Annotated in this window: 20 protein-coding genes; 7 read left to right on the top strand and 13 right to left on the bottom strand. The window is 32.2% G+C overall.

Annotation, left to right across the window (positions count from 1 at the left end):
- Positions 1-397: 397 nt before the first annotated feature.
- From B3J26_RS04165 to B3J26_RS04150, 4 genes are read right to left on the bottom strand one after another with little or no spacing between them, the layout of a single operon-like run.
- Complete coding sequence (locus B3J26_RS04165) at positions 398-1,531, bottom strand: efflux RND transporter periplasmic adaptor subunit (RefSeq protein ID WP_115001196.1); 1,134 nt, start codon at positions 1,529-1,531, stop codon at positions 398-400.
- Positions 1,532-1,555: 24 nt separating this feature from the next.
- Entirely contained in the window at positions 1,556-2,812 is a 1,257-nt protein-coding gene (locus B3J26_RS04160) for an ABC transporter permease (protein WP_180906246.1), read from the bottom strand.
- Positions 2,812-4,041, bottom strand: coding sequence for an ABC transporter permease (locus tag B3J26_RS04155; protein WP_038335694.1), 1,230 nt, complete (start codon positions 4,039-4,041; stop codon positions 2,812-2,814). The genes B3J26_RS04160 and B3J26_RS04155 overlap by 1 nt, the downstream gene beginning before the upstream one ends.
- A 57-nt stretch (positions 4,042-4,098) precedes the next feature.
- Positions 4,099-4,788 (bottom strand): ABC transporter ATP-binding protein, encoded by a 690-nt coding sequence (locus B3J26_RS04150; protein WP_038335693.1) that lies wholly within the window; start codon positions 4,786-4,788, stop codon positions 4,099-4,101.
- Positions 4,789-4,961: 173 nt separating this feature from the next.
- Between B3J26_RS04150 and B3J26_RS04145 the strand changes: the two genes are divergently transcribed.
- From B3J26_RS04145 to B3J26_RS04135, 3 genes are read left to right on the top strand one after another with little or no spacing between them, the layout of a single operon-like run.
- A complete protein-coding gene (locus B3J26_RS04145; protein ID WP_125349104.1) occupies positions 4,962-5,462 on the top strand; it encodes a GbsR/MarR family transcriptional regulator in 501 nt (166 codons plus the stop codon).
- A gap of 52 nt (positions 5,463-5,514) precedes the next feature.
- The gene (locus B3J26_RS04140; RefSeq protein ID WP_125349103.1) at positions 5,515-5,862 is read left to right on the top strand and encodes a hypothetical protein; all 348 of its coding nucleotides are present in this window, start codon (positions 5,515-5,517) and stop codon (positions 5,860-5,862) included.
- Positions 5,863-5,874: 12 nt separating this feature from the next.
- Positions 5,875-6,249: a hypothetical protein gene (locus B3J26_RS04135; RefSeq protein WP_115001205.1), complete on the top strand. Its 375-nt coding sequence runs from the start codon at positions 5,875-5,877 to the stop codon at positions 6,247-6,249.
- A 42-nt stretch (positions 6,250-6,291) separates the two neighbouring features.
- Here B3J26_RS04135 and priA read toward each other — a convergent pair whose 3' ends face one another.
- A complete protein-coding gene (gene priA / locus B3J26_RS04130; protein WP_115001207.1) occupies positions 6,292-8,751 on the bottom strand; it encodes a replication restart helicase PriA in 2,460 nt (819 codons plus the stop codon).
- A gap of 148 nt (positions 8,752-8,899) precedes the next feature.
- Between priA and B3J26_RS04125 the strand changes: the two genes are divergently transcribed.
- Positions 8,900-9,211, top strand: a complete 312-nt coding sequence (locus B3J26_RS04125) for a hypothetical protein (protein WP_115001209.1) — start codon at positions 8,900-8,902, stop codon at positions 9,209-9,211.
- Positions 9,212-9,280: 69 nt separating this feature from the next.
- Positions 9,281-9,589 (top strand): hypothetical protein, encoded by a 309-nt coding sequence (locus B3J26_RS04120; protein WP_115001211.1) that lies wholly within the window; start codon positions 9,281-9,283, stop codon positions 9,587-9,589.
- Between the two features lie 50 nt (positions 9,590-9,639).
- On the opposite strand, the gene B3J26_RS04115 is transcribed toward B3J26_RS04120, so the two are convergent.
- Together B3J26_RS04115 and B3J26_RS04110 are read right to left on the bottom strand one after the other, a co-directional pair.
- A complete protein-coding gene (locus B3J26_RS04115; protein WP_115001213.1) occupies positions 9,640-10,812 on the bottom strand; it encodes a proline dehydrogenase family protein in 1,173 nt (390 codons plus the stop codon).
- A gap of 133 nt (positions 10,813-10,945) precedes the next feature.
- Complete coding sequence (locus tag B3J26_RS04110; RefSeq protein WP_038335685.1) at positions 10,946-11,194, bottom strand: type B 50S ribosomal protein L31; 249 nt, start codon at positions 11,192-11,194, stop codon at positions 10,946-10,948.
- Between the two features lie 294 nt (positions 11,195-11,488).
- Here B3J26_RS04110 and B3J26_RS04105 point away from each other — a divergent pair, with 294 nt between their 5' ends.
- A complete protein-coding gene (locus B3J26_RS04105; RefSeq protein WP_257468169.1) occupies positions 11,489-12,877 on the top strand; it encodes a hypothetical protein in 1,389 nt (462 codons plus the stop codon).
- A 32-nt stretch (positions 12,878-12,909) separates the two neighbouring features.
- Here the strand turns inward: B3J26_RS04105 and B3J26_RS04100 are convergent, their stop codons facing one another.
- Genes B3J26_RS04100 through B3J26_RS04085 form a run of 4 tightly spaced genes read right to left on the bottom strand, consistent with a single transcriptional unit; the run spans position 12,910 to position 15,679 of the window.
- Entirely contained in the window at positions 12,910-13,371 is a 462-nt protein-coding gene (locus tag B3J26_RS04100) for a hypothetical protein (RefSeq protein WP_147280014.1), read from the bottom strand.
- Between the two features lie 56 nt (positions 13,372-13,427).
- Complete coding sequence (locus B3J26_RS04095; protein ID WP_115001214.1) at positions 13,428-13,886, bottom strand: LexA family protein; 459 nt, start codon at positions 13,884-13,886, stop codon at positions 13,428-13,430.
- 12 nt (positions 13,887-13,898) lie between these two features.
- Positions 13,899-15,233: a Y-family DNA polymerase gene (locus B3J26_RS04090; RefSeq protein ID WP_349679507.1), complete on the bottom strand. Its 1,335-nt coding sequence runs from the start codon at positions 15,231-15,233 to the stop codon at positions 13,899-13,901.
- Positions 15,234-15,250: 17 nt separating this feature from the next.
- Positions 15,251-15,679 (bottom strand): CC0125/CC1285 family lipoprotein, encoded by a 429-nt coding sequence (locus tag B3J26_RS04085; RefSeq protein ID WP_038335681.1) that lies wholly within the window; start codon positions 15,677-15,679, stop codon positions 15,251-15,253.
- A gap of 270 nt (positions 15,680-15,949) precedes the next feature.
- Between B3J26_RS04085 and ccsA the strand changes: the two genes are divergently transcribed.
- Positions 15,950-19,240 carry a cytochrome c biogenesis protein gene (ccsA, locus tag B3J26_RS04080; protein WP_291073396.1) on the top strand — a complete coding sequence of 1,097 codons (3,291 nt, stop codon included), beginning with the start codon at positions 15,950-15,952 and terminating at the stop codon, positions 19,238-19,240.
- A 229-nt stretch (positions 19,241-19,469) separates the two neighbouring features.
- Here the strand turns inward: ccsA and B3J26_RS04075 are convergent, their stop codons facing one another.
- Both B3J26_RS04075 and B3J26_RS04070 read right to left on the bottom strand, forming a co-directional pair.
- Positions 19,470-21,512 (bottom strand): M16 family metallopeptidase, encoded by a 2,043-nt coding sequence (locus B3J26_RS04075; protein ID WP_291073394.1) that lies wholly within the window; start codon positions 21,510-21,512, stop codon positions 19,470-19,472.
- Positions 21,513-21,526: 14 nt separating this feature from the next.
- Positions 21,527-22,849 (bottom strand): M16 family metallopeptidase, encoded by a 1,323-nt coding sequence (locus B3J26_RS04070; protein WP_291067150.1) that lies wholly within the window; start codon positions 22,847-22,849, stop codon positions 21,527-21,529.
- Positions 22,850-23,033: the final 184 nt, after the last annotated feature.

The following is a 23,033-nucleotide window of genomic DNA, read 5'->3' as shown; positions in this document are numbered from 1 at the left end:
ATTGCGGTTGCAAATATACAACCCATTTTTCCGAACTTCCAAACATACTTTACATTTATTTTACATTCTTCTCTTAAGTTACTGGTACAATGGAAAATATTTTTTGATTTTTTTAGATATGAGATGTGAGATATTAGATTTTAGATTCTAAAACTTCGTTTTTACCGCAGAAAATGATTTGACGTTTTACTTTTCTTCCAAAAAAGAAAAGCAAAAGATATACTTTTAAAGGAACAACTTCGGATGAATTGTCGCGAAGCGAGAATAATTTATTCAGTATAGTTAATAATATAATGAATACGATGCTGATGACATCATAATTTAAAGAAGCTTTTTGATAAAATCGGAGTGACAGAATCAAAAAAAGGAGAACGCTTTATTCTCCTTTTGTATCTTATTAATGTGGACCGTTACCGTTTTTATCTTTTTCCAAATCGGTATTCCAAATTTTGATTTTATCTGTTTTTTTCAAGCCAGATTTTACTTGAACATTCACTCCGTCTGTAATTCCAAGAGTGATGTATTTCTTTTCGTATTTTGCATCTTGTCCTTTACCAGAAGTAAGAATCTCAACATATGGTTTTTGGTTTTCGTCGTAACGAACATGCGCTGATTTTACCAACAATACATTTTTTGCTTCCTGCGTTACAACCTCAGCATTTGCAGAATATCCCGCACGAATAAAGTTATCTGAATCTAATTGAACTGGTGCTTTAATCTCGAACTGAACTACTCCATTCGTTGCAACTCCTTGAGGCGAAATAAAATCAAGAATCGCTGTAAAAGTTTTGTTCGGAATTGCACCAATCGATACATTAATTTTCATTCCTTCTTTTAATTTACCAACCTCAGCTTCGTCAACTTTTCCTTGGAAAATCATTTTCTTAACATCAGCCATCGTAGCAATAGTAGTACCTGTAGAGAAATTATTAATCTCTTGCACCATATTCCCAACCTCAACAGGAATATCTAAAATCATTCCCGAAGTAGTTGCTGTAATACGTGTTGTTGCATAAGCTTCCAAACCGGGAGCAATACCTGTTTGCGCAACTTTGTAATCGTTTTCGGCAGCTTTTAATTGTTGTTGAGCTGACTTATATGTCGCATTTGCATTGTCATAATCTGCACGAGGCAAAACACCTTGATTGTATAAAGTAGATGTTCGATTAAAATTACGACGTTCTTGATCGACCGTAATTTGTGCCGCTTGAATAGACTGACGAGCTGCATTTAACGATTGAACATTAGGAACAACTTTCAGTTCGCAAATCAACTGACCGCGCTCTACATATTGTCCTTCTGCAACATTAATCGATTTTATAACACCTGAAATATTTGGCTTAATTTCAATTGTTTCCAACGGTTTTACTTCACCAGTTGCAACAGCTTTCACCTCGATATTTCCCATAAAAGGTGTTGTCGTTTCATAAACTTCATTGTCTTGGCTATTCTTTTTACCGAAATACGCAATCACACCGATTACAGCACCGATAAAAACGACAATCATCAAAATCTTTAGAAATTTTTTCATTCTTTTATATCTGTTAAGTTTTAGTTATTCATCTCTCAATGCATCAATAGGTTTGATTTGAATTGCTCGTTGAGCAGGAATCAATCCCGCTAAAGTTGCCATAACCACCATCACCGCTAAAGCTGTAAAAAGTGTAAACAAATCGATTGATGCATTATATAAAGGTATGTTTTTATTTGATGGAATGATGACTTCGTTGAGAACCATTAGCAAGAGTGCTGCAAAAATAATTCCGCCTAAACCTGCAATTAATGTTAAAACTACTGATTCTAACAAAATCTGCCCGCGAATTTGAGCAGGAATCGCACCTAATGCTCTTCGAATTCCAAATTCTTTTGTACGTTCTGAAACCGTAATCAATAAAATACTTGCAATCGCAATAACTCCAGAAAATAATGTCATTCCTCCTACAACAATTGCTAGGAATTGCATTCCTTTTACGAATTTCATAATCTTCCCAAGCATTTCACCTAAATTAAAACCTCCAATTCCTTGGTCGTCATCAGGCGAAATATTTTTAATCTGTTTCAGATATGTTTTTAATTCTTTTTCGAATGCAACAATATCATAATTATTAGGCAAACTCAAACTTAAATATTGAATCGTTTCCCCTTGATTGTATATTTTTTGAAATGTTGTAAACGGAATAAACACTTGATCTTTGCTCTCTACAGGTGAAGAAGGTGTGTCGTAAACGCCGACAATTGTATAATAACTATCGCTAATTCTGATTTCTTTTCCCAAAGGTTTTGGTTTATCACCAAAAAATTGTTCCGCTACTTCAATTCCAATTACACAAACTTTCGATTCAGTTTTGATATCATCTTCATTGATAAAACGACCTTGAATAATATCTTTCCCAAACATTCGGTTTTGATCTGGATAATCTCCATTAACCGTGTAAAAATTATATTTTGTTCCGTAAGTTAATATAGAATTTGGTTTAGAGTTTCGAGGTGCTAACAACGAAATTTGAGGAAAACGAGCCTGAATTTGACGAACATCACTCATTTTCAATTCAATTGTGCGACCTTTCTGAAATCCTTGATACGGCATCGATGTTGTTCCTCCCCAAACAAATAATGAATTGGTTGCGGCATCTGCTAAATTTCGGTCAAAACCATTTTGCAAACCACGTGTTACGCCTAACAATAAGACAAATAAAAACATTCCCCATGCGACACCAATCATCGTCAAAATAGTGCGCAATTTATTTTTACGAATCGCCGCATAGACTTCGCTCCAAGCATCTGGATCAAAAACAAATTTTATAAAGTTCATTATTCGTCTCTTAAAGCATCAATAGGTTTAATACGTGCTGCATTCAAAGCTGGAATTAATCCAGAAACTGTTCCTGCAACAAATAAAATAATACAAGCCATGACCAACGAATTGGTTTCTACGCCTGGATTATAAATAAAATATTCTTCTAAACTATCACCAATATTTTCTACAACAAGTGCCGCTAAAGCAATTCCTATTGCTCCGAAAATAATTGTAATCATAATTGCTTCTTGTAAAATCAATCCCAAAACATTGGCTGGTGTTGCGCCCAAAGCTTTTCGAATACCAATTTCTTTGGTACGCTCTTTTACACTAAACACCATAATATTTCCGATACTTACGATTCCTGCAATCAAACTTCCTCCACCAATTACAAATACAATAATTGTCAAAATCAAGAAAAATTGATTGGTATCTTCCATTGCATCGGCTGCATTTCGCACCCAAATTCCACCATAATCAGAAGGCGCAACATTGTGTCGGCCTTTTATATTATATTCGATTGCATTTGCTAGTTTAGATATATCAGCCAAAGCCATTCCATCTTTTGGCGTTACAATAATTGATGAAACTTTATCCGTCGCATAAATCGTTCTAAATGTTGTAAAAGGCGCATACAAAGCACGCTCAGCATTATCGCCACCATCTTTACTTTCGAAAACACCAACCACTTGATACATACTTGAACCTAATTGCAAATACTTACCAATAGCAATTTGATTTGGAAAAAAATCTTGCGCAACCAATCGTCCAATAACAATTGATTTGGATTGATTTTCCATATCTTTTTTATTGATAAATCGACCAAGCGTTACATTTTCATTAATCATTGATTCATATTCTGGATAAACTCCAGTAATCGAATAACTTCCTGAATTAGCTTCATTTCGAATTGTATCACTTTTTGAAATTGTACTTACAATCGATTTTATTTCATCTGGAAAAGAATGTTTAATAAAATCAAAATCTTTTACGTCCAATTCTATGGTACGTCCTTGTTTGAAACCATTGTAAGGCTCAGTTGTCGTTCCGCCGTTAACAGTAATATTTAATGAATTTGCTTTAAAGAATTCTTGTTGAAACCCGTTCTGCAAACCATTTCCCAATCCATACAATGTAATAAACACAAAAAGCGCCAAAGCGATTGTCAAACCCGACAATGCTGTACGCAATTTATTACTTGCAATGGACGACCATATTTCGCTCCAACGGTCTGTATCAAACATATTTTATATTTAAGATTCTTTGATTTATGATTTACGAAGTTTGAGATTCGAAAATCATTAAACTCTTACTTGTTCTACTTTTTCGTCACTTACAATTACACCATCTTTAAGACGAACAATACGTTTACACATATTTGCAATATCATCTTCATGCGTCACCATTACAATTGTTTTACCTTCGTCATTAATTTCTTGAATCAGGTGCATTACTTCTTGCGAAGTCTTTGTATCCAGCGCTCCTGTAGGCTCATCCGCCAATAACAATTTTGGTTTTGCAGCCAATGCACGCGCAATTGCAACACGTTGTTTTTGTCCACCCGAAAGTTCATTTGGCATATGAGTAGCCCAAGGCTCCAACCCCACTCTTTCCAGATAACTAAGCGCTATTTTATTTCGATCCGATCGTTTTACTTTTTGATAATACAACGGTAACGCTACATTTTCTAATACATTTTTGAAACTAATTAAATTATAAGATTGAAAAATAAATCCTAAAAATTTGTTTCGATAATTAGCCGCTTTAGTTTCGTTTAACTTCTCAATTCTAACACCGTCCAATTCATAAATACCTGTATCATGCTCGTCCAACATTCCAATGATATTCAATAAAGTTGATTTCCCCGAACCCGAAGATCCCATAATCGCAACAAATTCGCCTTCCGTAATCTCAAGGTTAATTCCTTTGAGTACGTGAAGTTTGTTTTTTCCCATTATGTAGGATTTATTTAAATCTCGAATAGATATCATAGATTGTTGTAAATTTCAATAAAGATAACAGATAAGTCGAAATTATAAGAAAAATGTTACAAGCAAGTTTAAGATTTATCTTATAAATAGCGCTAAAATATTTTTCAAAATTAATTTTCAATAATTTTTGAAAGTATAGAAATTTATATATATTTGTGTAAATAATAATTGCAATGAAATTAGAAGAATCAAAAGAAAAATTTGTTCAAACTTGGGGAACTTTCGCTGTTAACTGGGGAATAAATCGTACTATGGCACAAGTTCATGCATTATTATTAACTTATAGTGAACCGATTTCAACTGATCAAATTATGGAAGAATTACAGATTTCGAGAGGAAATGCAAATATGAACTTGAGAGCGTTGATGGATTGGGGAATTATACGAAAAGAGCTAATAAAAGGAGAACGTAAAGAATATTTTGTTGCCGATAAAGATGTTTGGTATTTATTCAAACAAATTACAAAGGAACGCAGAAAGCGTGAAATAGAGCCAGTAATTGATTTTTTAGATACATTAAAAAACATTGATGATCAATCTGATGACGCAAAAGAATTTGCTAAATTATTACAAGATTTATCTTCTGTTTCAACAAAAATCAATAATATAATGGACCTTGCCATCAAATCTGATGAGCATTGGTTGGTAGGAAAAATCACGAATTTGATGAAATAATCAATTCGTATTTTTTTGAATCACAAATTTCAAAAATTATTGAAAATTCAATATGTATAATATTATTTCGTATATCATTTATCTGATTATTACTTTCTACATCACCATTTTTGTTGGTTGGAAAGTGTATAAAATTGGTTTTGTGTACTTGACAAACTTAATCGATAATCATTCTGTTTGTCAATCGATTAATAATCTTTTATTGATTGGATACTATTTGGTCAATTTAGGTTTTTCGGCAATAAGTTTACAAAACTGGGAACAAGTTGACTCCATTACCATCATGTTTTCTTCATTGTCCTACAAAATTGGATTTATATTATTAATCCTCGGAATATTACATTTTATTAATTTATCAATTATTTATATTGCAAGAAAAAGCAAAAAAATAAACACTTAAACACAGCAAATTATGACAAATTACAATCTAATTGCATATTTGGTTTACTTACCAGTGGCAATATTAATGACAATCGCAGTTTCTAACGTTTTATTCAAAAATGGAAAAATATTTATGTACGATATTTTTCATCAAAAAGAAGATATTGCAAGCGCAACAAATTCATTGTTCAAAATTGGTTTTTATCTTTTGAATATCGGTTTCGCCATGCTAATTGTTTACATGACTTCTATCGCTACAACCGAAGATTTAATTGTAAAATTAAGTACAAAAATTGGTGGTTTCGCCATTTATTTAGGAATAATGTTGATGCTAAACCTTTTCTTATTTATGAAAGGCAGACGACGATCTTTACAACAACAATATTTAAGAAGTTTAGAATCTTAACAAGAAAACCTCCCAAAAGTTAACTTTTGGGAGGTTTTTATTTTAAACTGGATCAACATCAACATCAATTCGTACCGAACGAAAAGCTGCAATTGTATGCAATTGATCTATTTTTGCTTGAATTAAATCTTTTACTTTTTGAGGTGATTGATTTGGTCGAATTTTAATCATCACATCTGTAATATACAAATTATTGATTCTTCCAATCGAAGGCGTTTCTGGACCAAGTAAACATTTTGCATCAAAACTTGGTTTAAGCAAAACGACTAATTGAGCCGCCGTTTTATCCAAACGCTCTTTATTTTTATGCTTGAAACGCAACTTGATTAACCGTGAATAAGGAGGATACAAGAATTCTTTTCGCTCATACAAAATATCTTTCATCGTTGGTGCATAACTGTAGGTTGTGACATTTTGCAAAATCTGATGTTCGGGCTGAAAAGATTGAATCAATACTTTTCCTTGTTCTTGACGACGACCTGCACGACCAGAAACTTGCGTTAACAATTGAAACGCTTTTTCGTGCGCTCTAAAATCAGGAAAATTTAACAAAGAATCTGCTCGAATAACACCAACAAAATTAACATTTCCAAAATCAAAACCTTTTGTAATCATTTGCGTTCCAATTAAAATATCAATTTCTTTGTTCTCAAAATCTTCGATCAATTTTTCGTACGCAAATTTCCCTCGCATCGAATCGACATCCATTCTTCGAACTTTTGCTTCAGGAAAAATTGTTTGAACTTGCTGTTCTATCTGCTCCGTTCCCAAACCTTTTGTATTCAATTCGTGCGAACCACAACTCGGGCAACGCAAAGGTTTTGCTTGTGCATAACCACAATAATGACATTTTAGTTGATTAGAGAATTTATGATATGTTAAACTGACATCGCAATTTGGACATTCGGGCGTATGACCGCACGTATTACATTCCATAATTGGCGCATATCCACGACGATTCTGAAATAAAATGACTTGCTTTTTTTGATGCAATTGATTGAAAATTTCATCACGAAGTGTATGCGAAATATCTTCTGTAATTTCTTTTTCCTTTTGCGCTTTTTTGAGGTCAATCAAATTAATTTCGGGTAATTTTATACTCCCAAAACGTTCAGTTAATTCGACATAACCATATTTTTTATTTTTCGCATTATAATAACTTTCAGCCGAAGGTGTCGCTGAACCTAACAAAACCTTCGCATTCATCATTCCTCCAAGCAACATCGCCATATCGCGCGCATGAAAAAATGGTTTTACATCCATTTGTTTATAAGAAGATTCGTGCTCTTCATCCACGATAATCATTCCCAAATTATCAAAAGGCAAATACAACGCTGTTCGTGGACCAATGATAATATCAAAATCGCCATTCAAGGTTTTCTGCCACAATTCTACACGTTCATTTTGATTGAATTTCGAATGATAAACTCCTACTCTTTCTCCAAAATGTTTTTTGATTCGATGAACAATTTGCGTTGTCACAGAAATTTCTGGTAATAAGTACAACACTTTATTTCCTTTCGCAATTACTTGCTCCATCAATTTTAGATAAATTTCTGTCTTTCCGCTTGACGTTACGCCATGTAACAAAACAGTCGATTTATCTTTAAAATCTTCTTTAATTAGATTCAAAGCTTCAGTTTGTTTCAAGGTCAATTCAGCAATTTCAGCAACTTCTTTCTCATCTTCATCTACACGAGAAGTTTGATGTTGATAAATTTCAACTGCTCCTTTTTCTGCTAAAGATTTAAGTACAGCATTTGTCGCACCTTGTTTTATAAAATCTGCAACTTTTAGCGGTTTTTCTTGTGATTGCGTTTCTAACGTAATCAATTGCAACAAGGTTTCGCGCTGTTTTGGTGCTTTATTTAATTGATTTAAAATCTCGATAAAGGCAGTTTCATTTCCTTTTAAATCTGGATGTAATCGGACATAATTATCAATTTTTGGCGTATATTTTTCGTTCAGTTTTTCATCTAACCGAATAATTCCTTTATCAATTAATAATTTAAGTGTTGGAATTGCTGATTTCTCGTCTACAATTAAAGCTGCTTCTTCAACTGAAATGATTTCACGCAATTTCAACGCTTCAAAAACTAAGAATTCATAATCATTTAGCTCTTCAATTGTTTCATAATTTGGATTAATTAATCGAACAAAAGTTTGAGATTCTAATTTTAATGCAGAAGGAAAAGCATTTCGAAAAACATCGCCCAGTGAACACATATAATAATTCGCCATCCATTCCCAAAAATTAATTTGCGTTTGCGTCACCAAAGGTTCATCATCCAAAAAAGCATGAATCGCCTTTGTTTTGTATAATTCTGGCGCATTTTGATGAATAGAATGTACAATTCCTGTATATAATTTTTGCGTTCCGAAAGGCACGGAAACACGCTGACCAACTTTAATTTGCTGTAAATCAATTTCAGAAAGATGGTATGTAAATGTTCCATTTAATGAAAGTGGTAAAATAATTTCGGCAAAATAATTCGTTGTCATTTTATATGATTAAAAACGCAAGTTAAACATTTTTTTGTGTTAAGAATGAAGATTACAATTGCTTAAAATTTCACAAATTATTAATATTTCATTTTCAGATAGTTTGAAGAATTAATACTAATTTTAAGAGAATTCAAAAACTATCATTATGTTACATGCCATTTTAGATCAGATTTCGGAATCGGAAAAACCAATTATAAAAATCATTTTCAGAAATGATGATACGCGTGTTGTTGCTTTTGGACTAAAAAAAAGTTTGAAATTAATCGATCATCAATTACCTGTAAATGCAAAAATTTTAATGCTGAAAGGTGAAATAGAAATTGATTCAAAAATTGAGATTGTCAATTTAAAAGAATTTGACGAATATATTCTTCCTCCAAAAGTTATTCATCAAGTGACTTCCTTACAAGATTCGATGATGTTGGTTATTCTAAATTTTAATAAAAAAAGTTTTTAAAATATAGTTAAACTCTATTTATTTACACTATAAAAAACTTTATATTTATGATTATTAATTTATCAAAATATGAAACTACTTTTCTCATTAACTACTCTCCTTACCTTAGCCCTATCTTCTTGCAGTACAAGTATTAAACACGATCGATTATTTACTGGAACGATTGTGAGAGATTGTACAGGAACTTACATTCGTGTTGATGACAAAGAGGATTATTTGGTTTGTAACAATGAAATATTTTCAGACAAAAAAGAAGGTGAAACCGTGAGTGTTATTTATGATTTTGAAAAAACATGCAAAGAGTTAGAAAATAAAGCAACTTGTATGATGTATCATGAACATAAAGGCAAGATTAGAATCAAGAAAAATAATAATTAATCAAAAAATCCACTCAAATTGAGTGGATTTTTGCTTTATATAAAATACGATTATTTCGATTTTTTACGACGCTCTAATTCTTTTTCAATCAGCATCAATTCGCGTCCTGTTTGTCCTGCAACAGAAGTGTTTTCTTGTGCTCGACGAACCAAGTAAGGCATTACTTCTTTGATTGGCCCGTAAGGTAAATATTTTGCAATATTGTATCCTAAATGCGCCAAGTTGAATGAAATATTATCACTCATTCCAAATAATTGTCCAAACCAGAAATTTGGATTATTTTTCTCAATTCCGTTTTCGTTCATCAATTTGATTAACAATTCGCAACTTTCTTCGTTGTGCGAACCTGCGAATAAACCAAAACGCTCGTGATGAGAAGCAATAAATTCTAACGCTAGATTATAATCTCTATCCGAAGCTTCTTTGTTTGGTTGAATTGGAGATGGATAACCTTCGGCTTGCGCACGTGCACGCTCTTTCTCCATATATGCTCCACGCACAATTTTGAATCCTAAGAAATATCCTTCGCGCTCTGCTTTTGCATGCATTTCTTTCAAATAAGCCAAACGATCATGACGATACATTTGCAACGTATTCCAAACTAATGCACGTTTTGTGTTATATTTCACCATCATTTCGTCAGTCAAATCATCTGCAGAACCTTGCATCCAAGTTTCTTCTGCATCTACCATGATATTAACATCCAAATCATATCCTTTTTGACATACTGCCTCGAAACGTTGACGAATATTAGCCCAAGATTTTTCTTCTTCTGCAGTTAACGTTTGTTTCTTCCCTACTTTTTCAAATAATTCGATTCGACCAAATGCAGTTGGTTTAAATACTACAAATGGAATTGATTGATTAGATTTTGCTAAATCAACCAAGTGTAACATAACGTCACGAACTTCGTCAAATTGTTTTTCTTCTGTTAATCCTTCGATAGAATAATCTAAAATAGAACTTACGTGATATTTAAATAATTCATTTGCGACAACCACACCTTGTTCTGCCGTTTCTCCTCCTACAAATTGTTTGTAGATTGTTTCACGAATTACAGGTTTTACGAATGGGATATCTACCGCAAATGGTAAATTAAAAAACTTAGTTCCAAAACTTGTCAATGCGGGGCTTCCGATTAACTTGTATAAGTAATACGCTTTCTTTAAATCTTTATCTGATTTCGATTCGAAAGCAAACTGTGTATTGTCGAATAAAGACATGTGAGTTAACTATTTTTTGTGTTAATATAACGTTACAAATTTATAATTAAAACCTGATTAAACTAAAAAAAACCTACAAGAAATTCTTGTAGGTTTTTGATATATTTTAAAGATTGCAAATAGTTGCCTATTCTTATCCTTTTTTAGCGTATTTGCTTCTGAATTTGTCGATACGTCCTGCAGTATCAACCAATTTAGTTTTACCTGTGTAAAATGGGTGAGATGTAGAAGAAATCTCCATTTTGATTAATGGGTACTCTACTCCGTCAACAACTAATGTATCTTTAGTATCAGCACAAGATTTTGTGATGAACACATCTTCGTTAGACATATCTTTGAATGCTACCAAACGGTAATTTGTTGGGTGGATATCTTTTTTCATTTTTTTAATCTTCTTTGTTAACTTTATTGGAGTGCAAAGATAATATTATTTACAGAATGTTACAATCAATTTTATTGAAAAAACATTTAAAACAATACATTAAGCAAATTTAATTTCGAGTGTAATGGGCTTCTTAAAATTAAACCTGCACTTCTTGTACACATTTTTCGTGGTGCAAATATAAACATTTTAGTAATTCGTACAAATATTTTTGGTGAATCTATTCATAAAAATCTATTTTTTATCTTTGTCCATCTACAATAAAACCTATTATTTGCTGTTTAAACTTATATAATGAATCATAATTTTATGAACGTAAAAACATTAATCGCCGGACTTGGTATTGCTTCTTTGATTGGTTTTCAATCTTGTCGCGATGATTTTGACTATGATCCAATTAGTTCTGAATTGCGCTTTAGCAAAGATACCGTTTCCGTAGATACCGTATATAATTTCTCTAAATCTGAAACCTATCTGCTTAAAATTTATAATCCTGAGAATGATGATCGCGTGATTCCAAAAATATATTTGACACGTGGAAATAATTCATTTTTCAATATAAATGTAGACGGAAAAGCAGGAACAAGTTTCGAAAATGTGCCGATTCGCAAAAAGGATAGTTTATTTATTTTTGTTGAAGTAAATGCTCAAGAAGCGCCTCTTAATCCGCTTTACGATGACGAAATTAACTTTAAAACAACCAATTCTTCTAAAAAAATCAAGTTACTTTCTTGGATAGAAAAAGCTAAAATTCATACAAAAGATGCTACAATTTCTTCTGCAAATTGGAATATGGACGAAGCCCAAGTAATTGACGGAAATTTAACTATTACAAGTGATTTAACAATTGATAAAGGTGCAAAAGTTTATTTCAAAAAAGGAGCAAGTTTAACAGTTGGAAACAATGCAAAACTTACTGTAAATGGAGCTTTGAATGAAGAAGTGAAATTTCGTTCAGCTCGTCATGATAATAAATACGATTCGATTCCTGATCAATGGAACAAAATCGAACTAGCTCCAAATAGTACATCAAAAATCAATTATGCAAAAATTATTGGTGCAGATACTGGTTTACACGTAAATAATTCGAAATTAGATATTAGTAATGCTAAAATTGTTAATAATCAATCGTATGGAATTTTAGCAACAAACGCTACAATTACAGGTTACAACTTGGTGATGAATAATAGTAATTTGGCAACTTTAGCAATAGAATATGGTGGTTCGTACGAATTTTATCATTCTACTTTTGCCAATTATTACAATTTTGCGACAAGTGCTGGTCCAGCTTATTCGCTTTTCTTGAGTAACGAAAACAATGATAAAAATGTTTCGGCTTTGACAAAAGCAACGTTCGGAAATTGTATTATATATAATGAACGCACGCCAAATGCTATTTTATTGGATAAAAAAGATGGTGCGGCTTTCAATTATTTATTTGACACCAATGTTATTCACAATGCGGATACTTCAGTATTAAATGTGACAACTGCGCCAAATTTCTTGGCAAGTATTACGTTAGATCCGATGTTTGAGAATACAAATTATTTCGCAAATAAATTAGCTGTGAAAAATGAATCACCTGCTAAAGGGAAAGGAAAAATATCTTTTGCGCAACAATATCCGTTAGATTATAACGGACAACCTCGAGGAACAACTCCTACAATTGGAGCATTTCAATAAAATAAATAAGGTCGAGTAAAACTCGACCTTATTTATTTATTATTTAACTGAACAGATACTTTTCCTTTAAAATCATCTCCTTTAAAATTGATTCTATAACTTTTATAAGATTCTAAATGAATAGATTCTTTTTTATTCATTTTTCCTTTCGAAGCACTACCTATTTGAGTTAATTCTTTTCCTGTATAATCTACAATCGAAAAATCCATTAAACCATTTTTTTGTTTCACTTCATAATCTAATTCAAGTTCTATATCTTGATTTGTTTTCAAGAAATAATAAACTTCTCCTTGCATTTGTGTAAAGTCCAAAACGATTTGATTATTATTTCGTCTAATCACTTTTGTTGCTGAATATGTTGTTCCTTCTGTTTTATAAATTCCATCAATACTCAAATATCTTGACGCATTCGTTGACACATTCGAAACAGTTGAAATTGTCACGCAAGATTGCACCAACATCACTGCAAAACACAATAAAATAAATTTTCTCATAACATCATATCTTTACTATTAAGATGCATGTTTTATAAAAAAGTTACAACAAAGATTTAAATTCTATTCGTTATTTCTCGTACCAAAACACCAACAACTCCTAAAATAACCACCTCATCATTTTCGTGTATTTGAACACAATCTTTGTAATTTAGATTTATCGCAATCAGTTTATTGTTTATTTTATCAAAGCGTTTCAACGTATAATCTTCATTATTAACAGAAACAATAATATCATCGTGATGCAACGGAATAAGATCTGTCCGAATCACCAAAATATCATTTTTTTGATAAACAGGATACATCGAATCTCCACCAACGACAATCAAAAAAGTAGATTCGGGATGCGTTAAATAACGTTCGTCCAAACTTATTCTATCGTCCACAAAATCTTCTGCAGGTGAAGGAAATCCAGCATTTACATGACCAAAATTCGGAATATATTTTTTCTCACCATCTGTATTTATAACAAAAAGGTTGAGTTCTTTGTCTAACATTTTTATCTCTCCATTCATTTTTTCTATCGTTTAATACACCACCAACAAATCTTTCCACTTGGTTGTATAACAAGGTGATAAATTATTTTGACGCATTTTCCACGTTTTATTCAAATCTTGCGAAGCTAATTTTATTTTTGCCGCACCAAATTTTTTGTTCAACAAATCGATGACTTTCATCAAATCTGGGTGATTTGGATTTTCTTCTTCAAAAAGCGATAATTGTTTTTGATCTGACGAAACAATTCCAGACACCACTACTCCAGCCTTTTTGTACTCATAACCATCTTTATAAATTTGCTCAAACGCTTTAATTGCAAATTTGGACAACGTTATACTTGAATTCGATTCGTAAGGTAAATGGACCGAAATTGTACGGTAATATTGTGGTTTATTTCTATCAAAATTATTGGTCTGAATAAAAACTGTAACCAAATTGCAAGAAGAATTCTGTTTCCGAAGTTTCTCTGCACACGAAACCGCAAAAGTAGCAACACGCTCTTTTACATATTCAAAATCGTTGGTATATTCTTCAAAACTACGCGTCGTTGCAATACTTTTCTTTGCCGAAATCGCTTCTAAATCTAACACCGCTTCACCTAACAAATCTTTTTTCAAACGCAAACCTACTATCGAAAATTCTTTCCGAAGAAAATCATCTTTTAATTGTACAAAATCCAACGCTTTATTGACACCGATCATTCTCAAACGTCGCGACATTCGTCGACCAATTCCCCAAACATCTTCAATATTTAACCATTTTAACGCTTTATGGATTTGTTCTTGAGTCTGAATAATATAAACCCCTTGATGAACTTCTGGAAATTTTTTCGCAATATGATTCGCTAATTTCGCCAAGGATTTTGTTGGAGCAATTCCTACACAAACTGGCAATTTTGTAAATTGATATATTTTAGATTTGATTTCTAATCCGTAATTTTTCAAATCAAAACGATCAAATCCATTCAATTTTAAGAAACATTCGTCTATCGAATAAATTTCCTGATCAGGCGAATACAACGATAAAATCGACATTACACGATTGCTCATATCCGCATATAATTGATAATTTGACGAAAAAACTTTGATTTTTTTCTGTTCAAAAATACGTTGAAATTGATGCGCAGGCGCACCCATTGGAATTCCAGCTAACTTTGCTTCGGCAGAACGCGAAATTACACAACCATCATTATTAGACAATACTACAATTGGCTGATGAAGAAGCTTCGGTTGAAAAACACGATGGCAACTGGCGTAAAAATTATTACAATCTATCAATGCGAACATAGTACAAAGTTGAGAAGTTAAAACGCCACATTGTGTCATCGAAAATGTTAAATTATTCAAAAATAAAAAACCACTCAAATGAGTGGTTTGTATCCTTATTTAATTTTATATTTTTTATGCAAATCTTTTATTACAACAGCTGGTTCATAAACCGTTTGAAATTTTATTGGTTTACTGTTTTTGAAATATTGTACTTTCAGCCACGTATCATTACTATCTAATTTTGTATAGCTGTTACTTTTTTCCAAGACTTTATCGTTCACCGTACTTAAAATTGCAAAATAATCAAAATTATTACGCTGACCAATTTCTGCTGCTCTCAACAAAGCATAGTCAAACGTTTTGTCTTTTTTATTGTATTCGTTTCCATCAAAACTAACAATATAGGTATCATTGTTCACCTTTTCTTCGGTATAACCGCCTGTACCATTATCTTTTTGGTATGCAACAGCCTTGCTGTTATGACAACTTGCTAAAGCAAAAATGAAAGCTCCAGCACATAAAATTTGAGTTAATTTTTTCATATCATTATAATTGGTTATTGAGCTTTAACAAAAATTGTTCCTTTTAAGATATGTTTTTGATATTTCTAAATATTTTCTTAACAAATTATTTTTGAAGAAAATACTTTTTTATAAACATTTCTGATTAACAGTGTGTTTTTTAAACATTTAAAATCAATTTCGTTACAACATATTTAACATTCTATTAACTCATTGATTCTAATAAAAATCATTTAAGTTTTAATGCTTTATCTGATAAACTCACCTATTTTTGTAAATCAATTATAAGTAATGAGTAAATTAGAAAAATATCTATTTTCTACCAGAACCATGACGGTCTTGCTATTCATCTACGCAATCGCCATGGGTTATGCCACTTTCATTGAAAATGACTACGATACGGCTACTGCAAAAGCTGTTATTTACGAGGCAAAGTGGTTTGAGGTATTAATGATTTGGTTGATCGTTTTGTTCTTAATGAATATCAAACGATACAGATTATGGTCAAAGGAAAAATTGCCTTTATTGGTTTTCCACTTAGCATTTTTGTTTATTTTTATTGGAGGAGGAATTACTCGTTACATCAGTTTCGAGGGTGAAATGCCTATTCCAGAAGGAGGAACAAGTAACGAAATTACATCGTACAAATCTTATTTCAAAATGATGGTTGATGATGGTACACAACGTTTAGCGTACGACAATCATCAATACAACATGACGTATTTTGACAGAAAAGATAGTACAAGTTCTCTGTTCCGTAGACACTTTGAAGGTGAATATCAGTTCAAAGATAAAGTCATTAAATTAAAAACTTTTGATTACGTACCTCACGCTTTAGATACAGTTGTAAGAAAAAAAGAAGGAATTAATGTTTTAGAAATTGTGACAGTTGGACAAACTGGACGTAATTCTGTTTTCATCAGAAATGGTGAAATCAAAAGTGTTAATGGAACTTTAGTTTCGTACAATAGACCGCAAGATGGTGCGGTACAAATTACTGGAGAAGGAGAAAATTTGGTTATCAAATCACCTTTCGAAGGAGAATATGTACAAATGGCTGGACAACAAGTTGGACAAATTACAGACATGCAGAAATTGCAAGAAGGTGCTGGAAAAGTTGAATTTAATGTTCCTGCTCCATTAAAATTACGCTCGTTGTATACAATAAACGGAGCGCAATTTGTAGTTCCAAATCCGGCTTTCAAAGGTGAAGTTTTATATCGACAAGGTTCTAAATTTAAAGCAGAAGAAAAAAATCTACCTGGTGCAATTAGAGCCGAAGTTATTGTTGGTGATAAACGCGATACAGTGACGATTGTTGGTGGAAAAGGTGTCACAAATTATTCTGCTGACGTACAAATTGACGGAATGAATATTTCGTTAGGTTACGGTTCTAAATTAGTAAAAGTTCCATTTAGCATTCGTTTAGATGACTTTATTTTAGATCGTTATCCTGGTTCTACAAATCCTTCTTCTTTCGAATCTAACATTACAGTTATCGACGAGGGAAAAGAAACAAAACATCACATTTATATGAACAATGTAATGGATTATAAAGGTTACCGTTTCTTCCAATCGAGTTATTTCCCAACAGAAGACGGAACTATTTTACAAGTTAACCAAGACTGGTGGGGAACTAACATTACCTATTTAGGATACTTCTTATTATTTGGGGGAATGTTTGTTTCATTATTCTGGAAAGGAACTCGTTTTACACAATTAAACTCTTTATTAAAAAGTTTACATACCAAAAAAGTAAATATTTTACTTCCATTATTTTTACTTTCTGGATTAGCATTTGCTCAAAATCCAAGTACTACTGATGGAGAAAAAAATGGACATCAAAAAATTCAGACTGATTCGGAAAAAGGTAATGTTCATTCATCAGAACATATTGGTAGTTTTTCTACAAAAATGGCTGATGGTGATGAATTAGCGAAGAACGTAAAAATTCCGGACGAGCACGCTGATAAATTTGGTCATTTACTTACACAAGATATCGAAGGACGTATAAAACCTGTTAATACGCAAGCTTTAGAAATCCTTAGAAAAGTTTACAAAAAAGATAAATTCCACGGATTATCTGCCAATAAATGGTTTATTTCTTTGCAATTAGATCCTGCTTATTGGGTAAATGCTCCGATGATTGAAGTTGGAGATAAAGGAGGAGATCGTTTAAAGAAAATTACAAGCGCAAACGAAGATGGTTACACATCTTTAATGAATTTGATCGATCCAAAAACGACTCGTTTTAAATTAGATAAAGCCTATAACGAGGCATTCTCAAGAAAACCTTCAGAGCGTTCTAAATTTGATGAGGAAGTAATTAAGGTTACAGAGCGTTTCAATATTTTAGATCAAACTGCAAAAGGATATCAATTAAAAATAATTCCAGTTCAGAATGATCCTTCAGAGCGTTGGACTTCTTGGATTTATCAAACACAAGAAAATCCTGTAGAAATCGATACAATGGCACTTGGAATGATTAGTGTTTATTTTAACATGGTTTCGAAAGGATTAGAAAATGGTAATTGGACGCCTGCAGATAATGCGGTAGATTATATCGATAAATACCAACAAAAATGGGGTAAAAATGTTGTGCCTTCTCCAACAAAAGTTGAGATAGAAGTGTTATACAACAAATACAACGTTTTCTTTTGGGTGATGATTGCTTATTGTATGGTTGGTGGAGTTTTAATGATTTTATCATTCATTCAGTTATTTTCAGAAAGCAAAGCACTGCATCGAATTATCAATGTTTGTTTGGGATTAATATTTATTGTCTTTATCATACAAGCCGCAGGACTTGGTGTTCGTTGGTATTTAACGGGACACGCACCTTGGTCTAACGGTTACGAAGCCATTGTATTTATTTCATGGATTAGTGTTTTAGCTGGATTGTTATTATACAAAAACCGAAACGCATTTATTCCTACAACAGGAGCTATGGTTGCTGTAATTATGATGGGATTTGCGCATGGAGGTTCTATGTTAGATCCACAAATTACACCATTAGTACCAGTTCTAAAATCATATTGGTTAATTGTACACGTTGCGATTATCGTTTCATCTTATGGTTTCTTTGGATTAAGTGCTATTTTAGGGGTTTTCTCATTAATTATCATGATGATTAAACCAAATAAAAAGATTGAAATTTCTCTAAAAGAAATGACTTACGTTTCAGAAATGTCGTTAACAATCGGTATTTATTTGCTTACTGTCGGTACATTCTTAGGCGGTATGTGGGCAAACGAATCTTGGGGACGTTACTGGTCTTGGGATCCAAAAGAAACTTGGGCATTCGTTTCAGTAATTGTTTATGCAGTTGTTTTACACATGCGTTTAGTTCCAGGTTTAAGAGGAAAATTTGCATTCAACGTTGCTGCAATGTGGGCAGTTTGGACAGTAATTATGACGTATTTTGGCGTTAACTATTACTTATCTGGATTACACTCTTACGCAGCCGGAGATCCAATTCCAATCCCATTCTGGGTTCCTGCAACAGCAGTAGCAATGTTAGCCTTAACATTAGCGGCTTGGTATTTACAAAACAAAGTTTACCATGTAAAATCAAAAGATTAATTTCTTTGAATATTATAAATGTTAAAAGCTCATCGAAAGGTGAGCTTTTTTTATTTTGGTTTTAATAATCATTAAATATAATTTTTAAAACCTAGACGTTAGAGAAATCTATATTATTAATGATACAAAATAGATTCTTAGAAGAAGCTTATATTTTATAAAACTAAAAAAAGGTAATCCAAAAACTCGGATTACCTTTTTAATTTGAAAAATATTTAAAAGAATTGTTTTATTTAAAATCAGCTTCAGTTACATTTTTGTTAATCTCTCCTGAATCGATAACAATTTTGATCACTTGCGGACCTGTTTCTGTAATTGATTCTGAAGGAAACAATATTCCATCAAAAGCTTTGTAATTTTTTATTTTTGTATTAACAATTACATCTCCTTGAGGTGTTTTCTGAACTTCATCTGTCTTTTTTAATAGACCTGTTTTCACATCATAATAATCTGTACGAGAGATTTCCGGTGCAGAAACTTTATAATACTCTACTCCATCTTCGCTAACAACCCCTTCAACTTTTGCCGTTTTATACCCTTCTGATAAAGGAAAGAATAATGGATTTGTTTTCTTTAAAGGCGTTATCATTTCAGTTGGTAAATCCATTTTTTGACCTGCTTGAGACATATAACCATTTTGCCCATCAAAAACTTGTTTAAACGTCATTCCCATAATCGTAAATGAAGTTGCAATTTTATTTGAAGTTGCTTTTACAATATAATCTCCACTCTGTCCCATTGTCTCTATTTTTCCTTTCTGAACAATAGATTTTACAGCTTTTACTTTATCCGCACCACCAATTGCTTTTAAATAATTATCTGTAATTTGAGCAACTGAAACAGTTGTAGTTTTTGCACCAGAAGTTGGTTTATCAGTTTTATTTCCGAAAGAATCGTAGTAATTAACTGAGTAACCTAGCTTTTCTAAAGCTGGAGCAATTTGCTCTAATTTCCCTGTTACATTGATTTTTGCTTGATCTGGACGGAAATATTTTTTCGAAACGCGTAATACATCATCAATTGTTACAGCATTAATATTTTTGATGTAATCTGCATAAAAACTATCTGATAATTGATTTGTCTTTTTCATTAAAGCTTGGTTAGCAACCGTAGAAGGACTTTCTAAAGTCAAGATAAAGTTTCCTAAGAATTTTGCTTTTACATCATTCAACGTTTGTTGATCAATTTTGTTTAACGTCATTCCTTTAATTTCTTTCATCGTCTCAACGATAGCAGAATCCGTCACTTCGTTACGAACAGTTGCATTAGTATTGAAACGTCCAATGTAACGAGAATCAGAAACTCCACCACGTGCACCATATGTCCAACCATGCGCTTCACGAAGATTCATATTCAATTTCGAATTAAAATCGCCTCCCAAAATAGACGACGCAATTAACGCTGCATAATAATCTGGATCTTTCTTTGTCAACTGAACTGGATACGAAACTGAGACCACAGATTGCACTGCGTTAGGCATATTAATCGCATTTAATTCCGTTTTTGTAACTTCTTCTACTTTTGGAAATGCTGGAATATTTAATTTTCCTGTTTGCCAAGAATCAAAGTTTTTCTCCGCCAATGCTTTTACATCTTTTGTCGAAATATCTCCAACAACAATCAAATAAGCATTGTTTGGTTTGTAGTAGGTATTGTAGTAATCCTTCACATCTTGCAATGTAATTTTCTCAATTTGGGCTGGTGTATCAAATTCTGAGAAAGGATTATTTTTTCCATAAACTAATATATTCGAAACGCGAGATGCTGCTGCTTCTACAGATTTTTCATTCGACTTTAAACCTTCGATGTAACGTTTTTTAACATCAGCAAATTCACTTTCAGTAAAGTTTGGATTCATAGCTCCATCTGCCATATAACCAAAAATCTCGTTGAAATACTTAGTTAAAGAACTTGCAGAAGCTCCTTCTTCCCAAAAATTAACGCGAGCTCCTAAAAACTCAATACGTTTATTGAAATCATCTTTAGATTTTGTTTTTGTTCCTGTTCCCAACATTTCGCCCAACAAAGACTCTGCTCCTTTTTTTGCACCTAATGCAAATGGAGGATTATCGATTGTTAATGTAGCAGAAACTCGTGGTAATTTATGATTTTCAACAACGATAACTGTTAAACCATTTTTTAATTTGAATTCGTTCGATTTTCCTAAATTAACCGTCGGTGCTGGACCTGGTTTTGGCATTGGAATCGCCACTTGCGCATTTAAGCTAACTGCCATAAAAGCGATTGCAAGAGATAATATTTTTGTTTTCATAATTCGGTTGTTTTTTATTTTGCAGCTTTTTTAGATTCTGGTAAATAATGAATAATTACACGTTGGTTTTTGTTTAGATACTTTTTAGCAACATTGCGAATATCTTCTCTTGTTACAGATTGATAAACCTTCAATTCTTCGTTGATTTTATTTGTATCTCCGCCCAACATATAAGCATCCGCTAAAGCATGTGCAATGTTTTGAACACCCGATTTTGAAGCCACAAAACTATTTTCAATTCCATTTAAGATTTTTTGGTAATCTTCTTCAGAAATCAAATTTGTTTGAACTTTTTCTATATCTTGTTGTAAATCTCCTTCTAATTTATCCAAAGAAACTTCTCCTTGAGGTAAAATTCCGATTGAATAAATTCCGTAATCTTCCATTTGACGATTGAAAGCAAATATTTGTAATGCTTCTTTTTTCTCGTCAACATATTTTTTATATAAAACTGATGATTTTCCACCTGTTAAATAGCTTGATAACATTTCTAATGCATAAGCATCTTTTGATTTGTTATCTGGCGTACGATAATTAATCGCCAATAAAGGAATCTGAATATTTGCATCATATTCTGTTGCACGAATTTCTGATGTAATTGGATCTTCCTTCACAACAGTTTTCACAACATCTTTTCCTCTTGGAATTACACCAAAATATTTCTCAATTAATTTCTTTGCTTCGTCTTTATTAAAATCACCCGCAACAACTAATACAGCATTATTTGGCACATAAAAAGTTTGACTAAAGTGTTTGAAATCGTCTAATTTTGCATTACTCAAATCCTCAAAAGAACCAATTACACTCCAACGGTAAGGATGTTTTTTGAAAACATGAGGATTAACCGCTTCTCCGTACGAAAATTTACCATAAGGTTGATTGTCTAAACGAGAACGTTTTTCTTCTTTTACAACTTCTTTTTGTGTATCGACGCCAATTTGATTGATGATTGGTTGACGCAAACGATCAGATTCCATCCATAATCCTAATTCTAAATTATTTGATGGAAAAGTTTCGTAATAATATGTTCTGTCCGTTGTTGTATTCGCATTGTTAGAACCTCCATGAGAAGAAACAATTTTGAACCATTCACCTCTCTTAATATTCTCTGTTCCTTCAAATAATAAATGCTCAAAAAAGTGTGCAAAACCTGTTTTACCAACTTGCTCATCTTTCGAACCTACGTGATACATAACACCTGTTGTAATAACTGGAGCAGAATTATCTTGATGAAGGATAACATGCAATCCGTTTGCTAGAGTATACTCATCAAATTTTATTTGCTGACCAAATAATGCTGATCCTGCAAATAAGATAGACATAAAAATTTTCTTCATTTAGTATTTTTTAAGTTTTTATCTATTATGCTTATGTAACATTAGTAGCAGTTTTTTTGAAAATGTTACACCAAATTTGCATAATAATTAAAAAAAGTAAAATAATATACGTCTATTGATTTAGTAGGCATTTGTATTAATTTACAACAATATTTCATAATATACCTATAGTAATTGTTGTTGT

Source organism: Empedobacter sp. UBA5987 (assembly GCF_002429865.1).
GTDB lineage: Bacteria > Bacteroidota > Bacteroidia > Flavobacteriales > Weeksellaceae > Empedobacter > Empedobacter falsenii_B.
This window is presented reverse-complemented; position numbering and strand designations above follow the sequence as displayed.